General features: G+C 72.5%; 11 protein-coding genes, 1 tRNA gene and 1 other RNA gene. 3 read left to right on the top strand and 10 right to left on the bottom strand.

Going from position 1 to position 13931, the window contains the following annotated elements; all coding sequences use genetic code 11:
- Positions 1-189 precede the first annotated feature (189 nt).
- The 6 genes from ACFWU3_RS32680 to ffs all read right to left on the bottom strand — a co-directional run bounded on the left by ACFWU3_RS32680 (position 190) and on the right by ffs (position 8920).
- Entirely contained in the window at positions 190-1089 is a 900-nt protein-coding gene (locus ACFWU3_RS32680) for a phosphoribosylaminoimidazolesuccinocarboxamide synthase (RefSeq protein WP_313945456.1), read from the bottom strand.
- Positions 1090-1158: 69 nt separating this feature from the next.
- Positions 1159-2616, bottom strand: a complete 1458-nt coding sequence (locus tag ACFWU3_RS32675; RefSeq protein ID WP_384444673.1) for a N,N-dimethylformamidase beta subunit family domain-containing protein — start codon at positions 2614-2616, stop codon at positions 1159-1161.
- 242 nt (positions 2617-2858) lie between these two features.
- On the bottom strand, positions 2859-4493 hold the full coding sequence (locus tag ACFWU3_RS32670; RefSeq protein WP_384444671.1) for a hypothetical protein: 1635 nt from the start codon (positions 4491-4493) through the stop codon (positions 2859-2861).
- Between the two features lie 572 nt (positions 4494-5065).
- Entirely contained in the window at positions 5066-6316 is a 1251-nt protein-coding gene (gene purD, locus ACFWU3_RS32665) for a phosphoribosylamine--glycine ligase (RefSeq protein WP_384444669.1), read from the bottom strand.
- Between the two features lie 60 nt (positions 6317-6376).
- The gene (locus ACFWU3_RS32660; protein WP_384444667.1) at positions 6377-8680 is read right to left on the bottom strand and encodes a DNA polymerase III subunit gamma and tau; all 2304 of its coding nucleotides are present in this window, start codon (positions 8678-8680) and stop codon (positions 6377-6379) included.
- Positions 8681-8825: 145 nt separating this feature from the next.
- An RNA gene (gene ffs, locus ACFWU3_RS32655) (signal recognition particle sRNA small type) lies at positions 8826-8920 on the bottom strand.
- A 98-nt stretch (positions 8921-9018) separates the two neighbouring features.
- Here ffs and ACFWU3_RS32650 point away from each other — a divergent pair.
- Positions 9019-9106: transfer RNA gene (locus ACFWU3_RS32650), tRNA-Ser, on the top strand.
- 239 nt (positions 9107-9345) lie between these two features.
- On the opposite strand, the gene ACFWU3_RS32645 is transcribed toward ACFWU3_RS32650, so the two are convergent.
- Both ACFWU3_RS32645 and ACFWU3_RS32640 read right to left on the bottom strand, forming a co-directional pair.
- Positions 9346-9780, bottom strand: a complete 435-nt coding sequence (locus ACFWU3_RS32645; protein ID WP_384444665.1) for an arsenate reductase ArsC — start codon at positions 9778-9780, stop codon at positions 9346-9348.
- Positions 9777-10163, bottom strand: coding sequence for a metalloregulator ArsR/SmtB family transcription factor (locus tag ACFWU3_RS32640; RefSeq protein ID WP_384444663.1), 387 nt, complete (start codon positions 10161-10163; stop codon positions 9777-9779). Before ACFWU3_RS32640 ends, ACFWU3_RS32645 begins: the two co-directional genes overlap by 4 nt.
- A gap of 78 nt (positions 10164-10241) precedes the next feature.
- Here ACFWU3_RS32640 and ACFWU3_RS32635 point away from each other — a divergent pair, with 78 nt between their 5' ends.
- Positions 10242-10712, top strand: a complete 471-nt coding sequence (locus tag ACFWU3_RS32635) for an ArsI/CadI family heavy metal resistance metalloenzyme (RefSeq protein WP_384444661.1) — start codon at positions 10242-10244, stop codon at positions 10710-10712.
- Positions 10713-10834: 122 nt separating this feature from the next.
- Here the strand turns inward: ACFWU3_RS32635 and ACFWU3_RS32630 are convergent, their stop codons facing one another.
- Together ACFWU3_RS32630 and ACFWU3_RS32625 are read right to left on the bottom strand one after the other, a co-directional pair.
- Positions 10835-12037: an NAD(P)/FAD-dependent oxidoreductase gene (locus tag ACFWU3_RS32630; protein WP_384444660.1), complete on the bottom strand. Its 1203-nt coding sequence runs from the start codon at positions 12035-12037 to the stop codon at positions 10835-10837.
- A gap of 92 nt (positions 12038-12129) precedes the next feature.
- Positions 12130-13074 carry an RNA polymerase sigma-70 factor gene (locus ACFWU3_RS32625; RefSeq protein ID WP_384444658.1) on the bottom strand — a complete coding sequence of 315 codons (945 nt, stop codon included), beginning with the start codon at positions 13072-13074 and terminating at the stop codon, positions 12130-12132.
- A 278-nt stretch (positions 13075-13352) separates the two neighbouring features.
- Between ACFWU3_RS32625 and ACFWU3_RS32620 the strand changes: the two genes are divergently transcribed.
- Positions 13353-13904, top strand: a complete 552-nt coding sequence (locus ACFWU3_RS32620; protein ID WP_384444657.1) for a pyridoxamine 5'-phosphate oxidase family protein — start codon at positions 13353-13355, stop codon at positions 13902-13904.
- Positions 13905-13931 lie beyond the last annotated feature (27 nt).

Below are 13931 nucleotides of genomic sequence, written 5' to 3'. Positions count from 1 at the left end.
GAGTGGGTAGAGCGCAACCTTGCCAAGGTTGAGGTCGCCAGTTCGAACCTGGTCGTCCGCTCGGAAAGAAGGCCCCGGTCCTCAGGACCGGGGCCTTCTTCGTGTCTTCGTGGGCCGGCGCCTTCGTGCGCCGGTGTCCCCGCGGGCCGCGTGTGTCCGCGGCCCGCGTCTCTCCGGGCTCCGCCGGCGCTACGACCAGCTGGTGCCCGTCAGAAGCTCGTACGCCTCCAGGTACTTGGCGCGCGTCGCCTCCACGACCTCCTGCGGGAGCGCGGGCGGCGGCTGCTCGCTCCGGCGGTCCCAGCCCGAGGCGGGCGAGGTCAGCCAGTCGCGGACGTACTGCTTGTCGTACGACGGCTGGGCGCGGCCCGGCTCCCAGGTGGCGGCCGGCCAGAACCGCGAGGAGTCCGGGGTCAGCACCTCGTCCGCGATGACGAGGTCGTCCCCGTCGAAGCCGAACTCGAACTTGGTGTCCGCGAGGATGATGCCGCGCTCCCGGGCGATGTCACGGGCCCGGCCGTAGACGGCCAGGGTCGCCTGCCGCAGCTCGGCCGCGGTCTCGGCGCCGACCTGGCGGGCGACCTCTTCGTAGCTCACGTTCTCGTCGTGGTCGCCCACGGCCGCCTTGGTGGCGGGGGTGAAGATCGGGGCCGGGAGCTCCGAGCCGTCGGTGAGGCCCTCGGGAAGCGCGAGGCCGCAGACCGTACGGGACTCCTTGTACTCGGCGAGGCCGGAGCCGGTGAGATAGCCGCGGGCGACGCACTCGACCGGGACCATCCGCAGGGACTTGCACACCAGGGTGCGCCCCTCCCAGTCGGCGGGGGCGCCCTCGGGCAGGTCGGTGCTCAGGACGTGGTTGGGGACCAGGTCGGAGAGCCGCTCGAACCACCACAGCGAGAGCCGCGTGAGCACCCGGCCCTTGTCGGGGATCTCGGTGGGCAGCACCCAGTCATAGGCGGACATACGGTCGCTGGCGACCATCACGAGGTCGCCCGCCTCGTTCCGGTACAGCTCGCGCACCTTGCCGGTGTGCAGATGCACCAGGCCCGGCACCTGAAGCGGTTCGGGCTTTTCGACGAATCCGGACACGGTTCCTCCCCGTATATCTGTCCCAGCGGTCCGATTCTCCCGCATACGGAGGGCTGCCTTCGACGCGGGTCAGTCCCGCTTGCAGATCCGGTCCAGCAGATTGGCCGTCGCACGCTGTACCCGCGTGTCCCGGTGGCCCGGCCGGTCCAGCGCCGGTGACCAGGCGAAAGTCCCCGAAGCGAAGACGAGGGCACCGGACGGAGCGCGGTACAGGGAGGTCTCCTGGTGACGGACCACGCCCTCGCTGTCCTGGTACGGGGAGTGCGCGAGCAGGATGCGGCGCCGGTGGTCGGGGAGCGCGGTGCGCGGGAAGTAACGGTCCGCCTCACCGGCGACCAGACCGGCGAGCTCGTCGCCCTCACCGGCGCCGGTCGCCTCCCACAGCCAGTGGTCCGCGTTCCGGACGACGAGGGGGTGCGGCTCGGGGACACGGCCCGCGTACTGGATGCCGAGCAGCTGCTGCTCCGCCCGGTCCACCTCACGCCACAGGGCCGGTTTGCCGGGACCGCGCCGCTTGCGGCAGGTGAGGAGACGGTCGGGCACCCCGGAGGGCGAGGGGCCGAGCTCGACCTGCCAGTACATGGTGTTGGCGGAGAGGAAGACGAGTGAAGTGCCGTGGTCGCGGGCGCGCTCGGCCGTGCGGCGCATGGGCGCCGACCAGTACTCGTCGTGGCCGGGGAAGACCAGGCCGCGGTAGCGGGTCGGATCGATGCGGCCGGCGTGCAGATCGCGGGTGTCGGCATACGCGAGGTCGTAGCCGTACCGCTCGGCCCAGCGGATGAAGTCGTAGGCGTGGCCGACATGCAGCGGCAGGCCGGCGCCTGCGTACGGCCGGTCGAACGAGACCGTCACGGCGGCGTCCTGCTCACCGAGGAGCCGGCCCTCCTCGTCCCAGGCGTGATAGAGACTCGCGCCGGTGCGGCCGTCCTCGGGATAGAGGTTGTACGCCTGCCAGGTGATGTCCGGCAGGAGCAGCAGCAGATCCGCGGGGTGGTCGTCGCGGACGGTGAAGGGGATGTGGGAGCGGTAGCCGTCGAGGGTGGTGAGCACGGCGACATAGGCGCCGACCGACCAGTACGAGGGGATGTGCAGGCGCCAGGAGAGCCACCAGTGGTGGCAGGAGACCGTGCGCTCCGCGGCGAGCGGCGGCGGCTGGACGATGCCGGAGAGCCGGGGGCTGGTGGTGATCTTGGCGGCGCCGTCGCCCGCGTAGTGCCCGATGCGATAGACGTCGACCGAGAACTGCTGCGGCGGATCGACCGTGATGTGGAAGTCGAGCGCCTCGCCCGGCGCCGCTGCGCCGGTGGACGTGAACCCCTTGATCTGACGGTGGACGTCATCGGCCGTGCGGGGGCCGCGGGCGCTTCTGCCCCGGTCCGGGTCGGCGTACCACGGCACGACGTGACCGGTGTCGTCGAAGTAGTGCTCGCTGCCGCGGAGCCAGGGGAGCGGCCCCTGACCGAACGGGTCCGAGACGGCGTGGGCGAGAGCGCCTGATTCCCACCGCCTGATCTGCTCCGCCCCCATGCCGCACCCTCCCTCGATGCCCCAGGACAACTGTGGAGGCGCCGAGTTCGTTCAGCGCCGGTCCCAGCACATCACATAACGCACGCGCGCCGTCACCCTTCGTCGCTCATTGTTGCGGCAGTGAGCCAAAGACGAGAGGGGGCGGTCGCCCCGGGCGCGGGCGGGCCCCGTGGACCGGAGATCGCCCGGTGGGGGCGGGCCGAGCGGACGGCCGCATGGCGCGGAGACGGGCCGGGCGGACGTCAGACGAGGCGGACCGGTTTCTCCGGGCGGACGCCGAGTGTGCGGAGCCAGGTGCGCAGCGGGGCCGCGTCGCCGTCCTCGGTCAGGCTGAGCACCCGGGTCGCGAGATCCCCGCAGCGCTCGCCGCGGATCAGCAGCGCCGGGCCGTCGAGCCAGTCGAGGCCCGGGGCGGCGCCCGCGGTGTCGACCGCGGCGCAGCAGACCATCGCGGTCACATGGTCGGCGAGCAGCTCACGCCCCGTCCGGGGCGGCTGGAGCGGGAAGAGCGGCAGAGGGTCGGCGGCCCAGCCGGCCAGCGTGTCCCCGGGACTCTTGGCCACCGGCAGCGCCGCCTCCTCCTCGCGGGCCACATGAGCGGTGATCCCCGCCGCGAGATGGTCGCCGGTGTCCGTGCCGCGCCCGGACAGATGCTCCATCACACGATCCAGCGTCGGCCCGTCGGGACCGGTCGACTGCGGTACGCCGAGCTCGTCCAGGACCCGGTGCAGCCGGGCCGCCTCGGTACGCCACTTACGGTCGACGACCTCTTCCGGGTACTGCTGCCAGTCCACCGGGGACCAGTCGGGGCTCGTCTTCGCGGGACCGCCGTGGAAGAGGCGGGCCGCCAGCAGGGAGGCTGCCTCGTCGATGGCGCCCGGCTCCTCGAGCAGATCGCAGGCGGGGCGCTCGCCCAGCCGGGAGGTGAAGCCCTCGGCGAGACGGTCGCGGCGGGACAGTTCGGTGAGGGCGGAGACGACGCCCGCGTCGAGGCGGGCGGGCCAGCGGCCCATGCGCCAGGCCGGCAGCGCCACCCGGGTCAGCAGCCGGTCCCAGCCCGCGTAGGCGAGGCCGACCTGCTCCTGGGCGACGATCCGCAGGCCGTAGTCCACAGCCTGTGCGCGCTCGGACGCCGCCACGGCGACCCCGCGCTCCATCTCGGCCGCGTGGGTCTGACAGCTGTGCAGCATCAGCCGGGCGACCCGGCCGACGAAGCCGAGTGCCGCCGTGTGCATCGCACCCCGGCCGGGGCTCGCGCCGACCGCGACGGCCGCGTCCAGACCGCGGACGAATCTGCGGGCCGCGGCTATGTCGGGCTGCGCGGAGGGGCCGGTGCCGGCGACCACCGGTGCCAGCAGGGCACGCAGCTCGGCGACCCGCATCCACCACAGGAAGGGCGAGCCGATGACGAGCACGGGCGCCTCCGTCGTACGCCGACGGCGCGCTCCGGATATCGCGTGGGCCGGGTGCGTACGGTCCTCGAGCCAGCTGTCGCAGTCCGGGGTGAGGGCCAGCGCGGAGGGCGCCGGCACGTCGAGCCGGTCGGCCAGGTCCCTGACCAGGCGGTACAGATCGGGTGCGGCCCGCTCGGACAGCTCCACCGTGGGGCTGAGCGCCGGGGACGCCCGGACGATCACGGCCGCGACGACCGCGGCCACCACCAGGACAACCGCGGCGAAGATCCCCACGGCCCAGCGGGCCGCGGTCCAGGCTTCGCCGCTCATACGGCCGGACACACCGCCCGCGAAGAGCACGACGGCGACAGCCGCGGGCAGCAGGGCGACGGCCAGGGCTTTGCCGCGGGTGCGCAGCACGGCCAGTGCGCGCGAACGCGCGGCCTGAGCCCCGATCGACTCACCGATACCGGTACCGGACACGACCGGTTCTCACCCCCTCTGCCCTGCGACGGTGTAGGTCACTCCCCCACTGTGGCACCCGCCAGTGACATCGCAATGCCGGTGGGCCAAGTGCCGGAACGCTTGCGCCGCACCATAGTTGGGCCTTCGGCGGGCGTCATCCGGATGGCTCAGCCGTCACTCGATGGAATGGCTCTGGGCACAGGTGATGACGGAATTGAGGGGTTGGGGGTTCACTCCTGCGCGGGCTTGCGTGGAGGGGGGTGGCTCTGCGTGCGGGTGGCGCCCCGGCGGTCTCGGGCGGGAGGCACCCTACGGCGGGGCCTGGCCTGCCGGGGGGCCGCCGCGGGGGTGGCCCGGCTCGGCGGAGACGCCGCACGGGGGCCTGCCCGCCGGGGGCGCCGTACCGGGGGGTGGCCGCCGAGGGGTTTTCCCCCCGGCGGGCTTGCGGAGGCGGCTGAACGGCCTGAGCCCTGACGACTGCCCGCATCGCCCGGGGACCTCGGCAGCCTTGCGGGGGGGGCACGGCGGCCCGGCTTCGGCCTGGCGCGGGCTCAGCGGCCCCTCTTCGGCACCGCTTCCGGACCGGGGGTCTACTCCTCCGCGGCCGTGCGGGCGATGTCCGTCCGGTGCTGCGAACCGTCCAGCCGGATCCGGCCCACCGCCGCGTAGGCACGTTCCCGCGCCTCGTGGAGGTCCTTACCGGTCGCGGTGACCGAGAGCACCCGGCCGCCGGCGCTCACGACGGCGTCACCGTCGTGCCTGGTCCCGGCGTGCAGGACGTACGCGTGCGGCGCGTCCTTCGCCGCGACCTCGTCCAGCCCCTCGATCGGGTCTCCGGTGCGCGGGGTGTCGGGGTAGTTGTGCGAGGCGACGACCACCGTCACCGCGGCCTCGTCGCGCCAGCGCAGCGTCGGCTGGAGGTCGAGGGTGCCGTCGGCGGCGTGCAGCAGCAGTCCGCCGAGCGGTGTCTTCAGCCGGGCGAGGACCACCTGGGTCTCGGGGTCGCCGAAGCGGGCGTTGAACTCGATCACGCGGACGCCGCGCGAGGTGATCGCCAGTCCCGCGTACAGCAGTCCGGAGAACGGCGTACCGCGGCGGCGCAGTTCGTCGACGGTCGGCTGGAGGACCGTCTCCATGACCTCGTCGACCAGCTTGGGGTCGGCCCACGGCAGCGGCGAGTACGCGCCCATGCCGCCGGTGTTGGGGCCTTCGTCGCCGTCGAGCGCGCGCTTGAAGTCCTGCGCGGGGCTGAGCGGGACGACGGTCCGGCCGTCGGTGATCGCGAAGAGCGAGACCTCGGGTCCGTCCAGGAACTCCTCGATCACCACCCGGCCGCAGGCGAGCGCGTGGTCGCGGGCGGCGGCGAGATCGTGGGTGACCACGACGCCCTTGCCGGCGGCGAGGCCGTCGTCCTTCACGACGTACGGGGCGCCGAAGGCGTCGAGCGCCTCGTCGATCTCCTCGGGCGTCGTACAGACGTAGCTGCGGGCCGTGGGCACCGCCGCGGCCGCCATGACGGCTTTGGCGAAGGCCTTGGATCCCTCCAGCTCGGCGGCCTCGCGGGACGGGCCGAAGCAGGGGATGCCGGCCGCGCGTACGGCGTCGGCGACGCCCGCGACCAGCGGCGCCTCCGGGCCGACGACGACGAGCCCGGCAGCGAGCACCGTGGCGAGCCGGGCCACGGCCGCGCCGTCCATGGCGTCGACCGGGTGCAGCTCGGCGACCTCGCCGATGCCGGCGTTTCCGGGCGCGCAGTGCACAGCGGTGACGTCGGGGTCGAGTGAGAGAGAGCGGCACAGGGCGTGTTCGCGGGCGCCGCCGCCGATGACGAGGACCTTCACGGCAGCCAGCCTAACCGCCGTGCGCAGCTCGTCCTGTACGGGCCTCCGAAGGACGGGGCCCTATTCGTTCGTGTATTCCTCCACGACCGTGGCTCCCAGCTCGCGCACGATCAGGTCGTGACCGGAGAGCGCGGAGTCGACCAGGTCGGGGTCGTCGTCCTCGGGCACGTCGTCCTCGATGCGGACGGACGGCGGGGTGTGGGCGGGCCCGGAGGTGTGCGAGGGCTCGGCCGCACCCCTGGGCGGGTGGGGCGGGGCCTGCGCGGGCCGCGGCGCAGGAGCGGGCGCGGGTGCGGAGGCCTGCGGGGCCGAAGCCTGGGGGGCGAATCCGGACTGCGGGGGCCGGCCACCGCCGAACCCTCCGCCCGAGGACGGCGGTGCGCCGCCACCGGGACCGCCCGGGCCGCCGGATCCACCGGGACCGCCGCCGGAGCCACCCGGACCGCCGGTGCCGCCCGAGGGGTCGACGATCGCCTCGACCTTCCACTGCACGTTGAACTGCTCGGCGAGTGCCTGCCGCAGCACCTCTTCGCTGCCGCTGCTCGCGAAGTTGTCCCGGGCTCCGGCATTGATGAAACCGAGTTGGAGGGTGGTGCCGTCGAACCCGGCCACCTGCGCGTTCTGGCTGAGCAGGATCCAGGTGAAGCGCCGGCGGTTCTTCACGGCCTCCAGGATGTCCGGCCACATGTTCCGCACCTGCCCGGCGCCCTGGGCCATGCCGGGCGTGGGGCCGGCGGCCGGCTCCTGAGCCGGGGCCTGCGCCGCGGGGGTCGGCCGAGCGGCAGCGGGCGGAGTGCCGCCCTGCCCCGGGGCGGAGGCGGTGGGCCAGCCGCCGGGCCGGCGCGGGGCCTCGGGCGCCGGCGCGGAATCGGGCGATGCGGCGGGTGCGGACGCCGGGGCGGAGCCGGAGGCGGCGGCCGCCGCGGTGGGCCAGGCGCCGGGGCGGGTGCCGGTGGCCGGCTGCGGGTCCGCCGGCGCGGCGTACTCCTCCGGTTCCGGAGCGGACTGGGCAGCGGCCGGCTGCGGGGTGTGCGGTGCGGAGGGCGGCTGAGCGGTCGGCGGTGCGTCCGGCACGGGGCCGCGGGCCGCCGCACGGGCCGCGGCCGGGCCACCGGCCGCCGGCACCGCGTGTCCGGGCATGTGCGCCTGCGCCTCCGGCCCGGGGATGTAGCCCATCGCGGGCCCGGGGCCGGCCGCGGAGAAGGTCGCGCCGCGCTCCAGCCGGTCCAGCCGGGCCTGCATCGAGCGCTCGTCGTCGTACGCGGCGGGCAGCAGCACGCGCGCGCAGATCAGCTCCAGTTGGAGCCGGGGCGAGTTCGCTCCCCGCATCTCGGTCAGCCCGGTGTTGACGAGATCGGCGGCCCGGCTCAGCTCGGCCGCCCCGAAGACGGACGCCTGCGCCTGCATCCGCTCGATCACGTCGGCCGGGGCGTCGATGAGGCCCTTCTCGGCGGCGTCCGGCACGGCGGCCAGGATCACCAGGTCACGCAGCCGCTCCAGGAGGTCGGCGACGAAGCGGCGTGGGTCGTTGCCGCCCTCGATGATCTGGTCCACGACCTCGAACGCCGCGGCACCGTCGCCCGAGGCGAACGCCTCCACGACCGCGTCGAGCAACGACCCGTCGGTGTACCCGAGGAGGCCGGTGGCCATGGCGTACGTCACGCCTTCCTCGGCCGCACCGGCGAGAAGCTGGTCCATCACGGACATCGAGTCACGCACGGACCCGGCACCGGCCCGGACGACCAGTGGCAGCACACCGTCCGCGACGGGGATCTGCTCCTTGCCGCACACCTCGCCGAGGTAGTCGCGCAGTGTCCCCGGGGGCACCAGCCGGAAGGGGTAGTGGTGCGTGCGCGACCGGATCGTGCCGATGACCTTCTCCGGCTCGGTGGTCGCGAAGATGAACTTGAGATGCTCCGGGGGCTCCTCGACCACCTTCAGCAGAGCGTTGAAGCCCTGCGGGGTGACCATGTGCGCCTCGTCGATGATGTAGATCTTGTAACGACTTCCGGCCGGGCCGAAGAAGGCCTTCTCGCGCAGATCACGGGCGTCGTCCACACCACCATGGGAAGCGGCGTCGATCTCGATGACGTCGATCGACCCCGGTCCGTTCCTCGCGAGATCGCGGCAGGACTGGCACTCGCCGCAGGGGGTCGGAGTGGGCCCCTGCTCACAGTTGAGACAGCGGGCGAGGATGCGCGCACTGGTCGTCTTGCCGCAACCGCGCGGACCGCTGAACAGGTACGCGTGATTGACCCGGTTGTTCCGCAGCGCCTGCTGCAGCGGGTCAGTGACATGCTCCTGCCCGATGACCTCGGCGAAGGACTCGGGGCGGTAGCGGCGGTACAGCGCAAGGGACGACACGTCTACGAGGTTATCGGGGCGCACTGACAACCGTCGCCGCCCCTGCGCGGCGGCCGGGACCCGCCGGGATCGCTCCCGACCGCGCGGCCGGCGATCACGCACGCACCGGCGACGCCGAGGTCCGTGAGAAGGACACCCCGGAACGCACAACGCCCCTCACGCACCCGCCAGAGCCGACCTACCCTTGCTGCCTTCCGGCCCTGGGGGAGTTCAGTCAGATAGCGCCACGTGAGGGGCTGCGCCCAGGTTACCCGATGACGACCGGTGCTCGATCCCCCGGGCCGGACCCCCGGGAACAGGTTCGCGAGCACTCCTCAACGTCTTGTATTGTTTGCGGCGGAGGATTCGCCTAGTGGCCTAGGGCGCACGCTTGGAAAGCGTGTTGGGGGCAACCCCTCACGAGTTCGAATCTCGTATCCTCCGCCATTGCTCTCACCGGGCAATACGTCGAAGGGCCCCACCGCGAGGTGGGGCCCTTCGGCGTTGGCCGGTCCGGCGGGCGGCCGCGGCGTGTGGCCGCTGACGTGTACGGGGTGCACAGCCTGGCCGCTTGCCCGGGGCACGCGGTGGTGATCGGCCGGTGCGCCGCAGGGAAGAAGCGGCCCCGCCGCCGTGTGACGAGCATCACGCAGTGCGGTCGGCGCTGCCCGCCTGAAGCTTGGCGGTCACGTGCGGGCCTCGACGCCGAGTTCGGTCAACAGGCCGCGTACGCGCCGCTCGATCTCGTCGCGGATGGGGCGTACCGCGTCGACTCCCTGGCCGGCGGGGTCGTCCAACTGCCAGTCGAGGTAACGCTTTCCGGGGAAGTAGGGACAGGCGTCGCCGCACCCCATGGTGATCACGACGTCCGAAGCCCCGACCGACTCGGTGGTCAGCTTCTTCGGCGTCTCGGCGGAGATGTCGATGCCCACTTCCAGCATCGCTCCGATCACAGCGGGGTTCACCGAGTCCGCCGGGGCAGAGCCTGCCGAGCGGACTTCGACGCCGTCGCCGGCCAGGTGCGCGAGGAAGGCGGCTGCCATTTGGGATCTGCCCGCGTTGTGGACGCAGACGAACAGGACCGACGGAGCCGCTGAATCACGGGGCGCGGTGTCGGTCATCGCGCGACGTCGACCGCATCGACGCCGGCCGGCGCCCGGAGCAGGGACGAGAGACGGGCCAGCGCGGCGGGCAGCACCCAGTAGTACACCCACGTCCCGCGACGCTCCGAGCCGACGAGGCCCGCCTCGCGCAGCACCTTCAGGTGATGGGAGATCGTCGGCTGCGACACGTCGAATGGCCCGATGAGGTCACAGACACACACCTCCCCGCCCTCGTGCGAGGCGATCAAGGACAGCAGACGCAGTCGTACCGGGTCGGCCAGCGCCTTGAACATCCGGGCCAGTTCAACGGCAGCCTCGGCTCCGAGCGGCTCCCGAACGATCGGCGAGCAGCACTCGGACCGATCGTCCTGCCCCAGCAACCGCAGCTCTGATTTCGACATACGTCTATGTTGACAGCCATCTATTCAGGGCGCAAGGTTGTATCGAAAGTCATCAATACAGCGGATCGGAGTCACGTCATGTCCCGTGCTCAGCTCGCCCTGCGCGTCAGCGACCTGGAAGCGTCGATCACCTTCTACGCGAAGCTGTTCGGCACCGAACCGGCCAAGCGGCGCGAGGGCTATGCCAACTTCGCCATCACCGAGCCGCCCCTCAAGCTCGTCCTCATCGAGGGCGAGGCCGGCCAGGACACCCGACTCGACCATCTCGGAGTGGAGGTCGAGTCCACGGACCAGGTGACGGCCGCGACCACCCGGCTCAAGGACGCGGGCCTGGCCACGTTCGAGGAGAACGACACCTCGTGCTGCTACGCGCTCCAGGACAAGGTGTGGGTCCACGGCCCCGGGCAGGAGCCGTGGGAGGTCTACGTCGTCAAGGCCGATGCCGACCGACTCGGCAAGAGCGCCCACCCCGAGGCGGCTGACGCCTGCTGCACCGACCGGCAGGCCGCAGCCACACCGGCGGCGGCGGAGTGCGTCTGCGGACAGTAGCGACAGAGACAGAGACGGAGCCGCCGCCGCGTTCTCGCCCGAGGTGAGTGCGATGCCGAACGGGCCCAGGCAGGTCGCGGGCGCCCTCGGTGCGAGGGCGCCCGTGCGCCGAAGGTGCCGCGTCAGGCAGCCGTGACCGGCGCGCCCGTGCCCGTCGGCTGCGGCACTACCCGGCGGGGCCGGGTCGGGAGGCCGAGAAGAGGGTTGGCCACTCCCCAGGCCGCTCCCTTGCAGATCAGTTCCTTGTAGACCGCGGCGAGCCGGCCGGTCAGGGCCGCGTTGACCGAGCGGTCGTCGGCGGTCACGTACTGGATCAGACCTTCCCTGCGGCCCAGTGAGATGCACTGGTTGAAGTAGCGGAGCGGCGTCTTCGGGAGCTTGCGGCCGGTCATGCGGGCCGCGATGGCGTCGGCGGCCTGCCATGCCATCGGGGTACCCGTGGCGCACGACATCCGCAGCGGCTTGTCGGCCGGACCCATCGCCATGGCCGCGTCGCCGACCGCGTACACATCCGGGTGCGAGACCGAGCGCATGGTCCCGTCGACCACGATCTGCCCCGCTTGTGTGACCTCGAGGGCCGTGGCCGCCGCGATCGGGTGGACCGCGAAGCCCGTGGTCCACACGGTGACCGCGGCCGGGACGGCCGTGCCGTCGGCGGTGGTGACGCGGTCGGCCTCGACCCCGGTGACTGCGGCGTGCTCGTGCACGGTGATGCCGAGCCCGGCGAAGACCTTGCGCAGATGCACGCGGCCCTTGGGCGAGAGCCAGTCGCCGAGTTCACCGCGGGCGGCGAGGGCGACGTCGAGATCCGGGCGGGCCTCGGCGATCTCGGTCGCGGCCTCCACGCCGGTGAGACCGCCGCCGACGACGACCACGGTCCCGCCTGCCTCCAGGCGGGCCAGGCGCTCGCGCAGCCGGAGTGCTCCCGGACGGCTCGCGATCTGGTGGGCGTACTCGTCGGTGCCGGGGACGCCCTGGTCGTTCCAGGCGCTGCCGAGGGCGTAGACCAGGGTGTCGTACGACAGTTCCTCGGCCGCGCCGTCGCCGTTCGCGCCGACCACGGCGACGGTCCTGCGGTCGACGTCGACGCCGGTGACCTTCGCGAGCTTCAGCTCGACGCCCGTGCCGGCGAACATCTCGCTGAACGGCCGGGCCTTGAGGTCCTGGCCGACCGCCAGCTGGTGGTTGCGGACGCGCTCGACGAAGTCGGGCTCGGCGTTGACGAGGGTGATGGCGACGTCCTCGCGGTGCAGCCGCTTGGCGAGCCGCCCGGCGGCGATGGCTCCGCTGTACCCGGCTCCGAGGACGATGATGCGGTGCTGCATGTCAGGGCTCCTGTCTCGCGCGGTTTCGCCCTTTGAACCGGGCAGCCCGCCGATCCCTGACAGGAACCGGATGTGAAGCAGGTCACATCGGGTCAGAAGGCCGTGAACAGGGGTTCCCCGTGGTCGGCGGCCGCCCACCGCCGGGTCGCGCGGTCGAGCTTGTCGGGGTTGACCTGGTTGCGGAACGCGGCGATGCCGTCCGCGCCGACCTCCACGCACATGATGCCGACCACCCGGCCGTCGACGACCGCCACGACCGCGGGGACGCCGTTGGCGGTCGCGGCGTAGATCCCGGGCGAGCCGCCGACCAGGTTGCGCTTGGCCTTGCTCGGCTTGAACAGACCCCGCATGAACTTCGCGACCGCGAGAGCGCCCTCGAACGGAGTGACCTTGGCCGGGACCTTTCCGCCGCCGTCGCCGACCGACACGGCGTCCTTGGTCAGCATCTTCACGAGCAGATCCGTCTGCCCGCTGGTGGCGGCCGCGAGGAACTCCTCGACGATCCGCCGGGCCGCTTCCTCGTCGATCTCGGTTCGGGACCTGCCCTGCGCCACGTGCTTCTTGGCGCGGTGGAAGATCTGCTGGCAGGCGGACTCGGTGAGGTCGAGGATCTCGGCGATCTCCCGGTGCGGGTAGTCGAAGGCCGTCCGCAGCACGTACACCGCGCGCTCGTTGGGAGTCAGGCGCTCCAGCAGGGTGAGGACCGCGTACGAGACCGATTCGCGCTGTTCGGCGGTGTCCGCCGGGCCGAGCATCGGGTCCCCGGCGAGCAGCGGCTCGGGGAGCCACTGCCCCACGTACGTCTCGCGCCTGGCGCGGGCCGAGGTCAGCTCGTTGAGGCACAGATTGGTGAGGACCTTCGTCAGCCATGCCTCGGGCACCTCGACACGGTCCACGTCGGCGGCCTGCCAGCGCAGGAACGTGTCCTGCACGGCGTCCTCGGCCTCACTCGCGGAACCGAGGAGGCGGTAGGCGATGGCCTCCAGGCGCGGCCTGGCGGCTTCGAACCGGTCGACGGCGTTCCTGGTCAGGGCCATGGCCCGGATCCTAACTCCCGCCGCGACCGGCGGCTGGCGCATTCCGCGACGAACCGGCCGGCCCGCCGGACCCGCACGGCTGACCCGGCACCCGGCCCCGACGGCCGGGCCGAACCGCTGAGGTGAGGGCGACCGCGGAGGTGAGTGCTCGCGCAGGGGCGAGTCCACCACGATGAACCGAGAGCCACGCGGCAGAGTTCTGCCGAGCGGACCGGCCGTGAGCGAGAGAACCGACCCGTCGCACGAGAGACGCAAGAGAACGGAATCGAGGACGTCCCATGGCACAGATCGAGCCGATCACCGAGGTGATTCCTCGCCGGGGCAGGGGCACACAGCCCGAGGGCCACGTGCAACTGCCCCCGGCCGACTGGGAGATGGTGTCGGGTGAGCTGCGGAAGGGTTCCGCCACCTCCTGGCTGGCGACCGTGGGACGCGACGGGTCACCGCATGTCCGGCCGGTGTTCGCGGCGTGGACGGGGTCGTCCTTCGTGGTCGCCTCGAAGCACGACGCGGTCAAGAGCCGGAACATGCGGGCGGACGGACGTGCCACGATCACCACCGACATCGGCTTCCTGCATGTCGTGGTGGAGGGCATGGCCCAGCGGGTGACCGACGGCGAGCGGTTGCAGCTGGCGTCGCGGACGATGCGGGAGGTGTTCGCCTGGCCGACGGAGGTCGTCGGCGAGGAGCTCGACGCCGAGTACGGGGCACCCACCTCCGGAGGACCTCCGTACGAGGTCTACGAGATGCATCCGCGGAAAGCGTTCGGATTCCCGATGCAGGACACCTTCGAGCCCACGCGGTGGAGTTTTCCGCCTCGTCGAGCGTGACAGCGCGGCGCGCCCTCGGCAGCTGAC

It is taken from the genome of Streptomyces sp. NPDC058685, from assembly GCF_042714725.1.
Taxonomy (GTDB): domain Bacteria; phylum Actinomycetota; class Actinomycetes; order Streptomycetales; family Streptomycetaceae; genus Streptomyces.
This window is presented reverse-complemented; position numbering and strand designations above follow the sequence as displayed.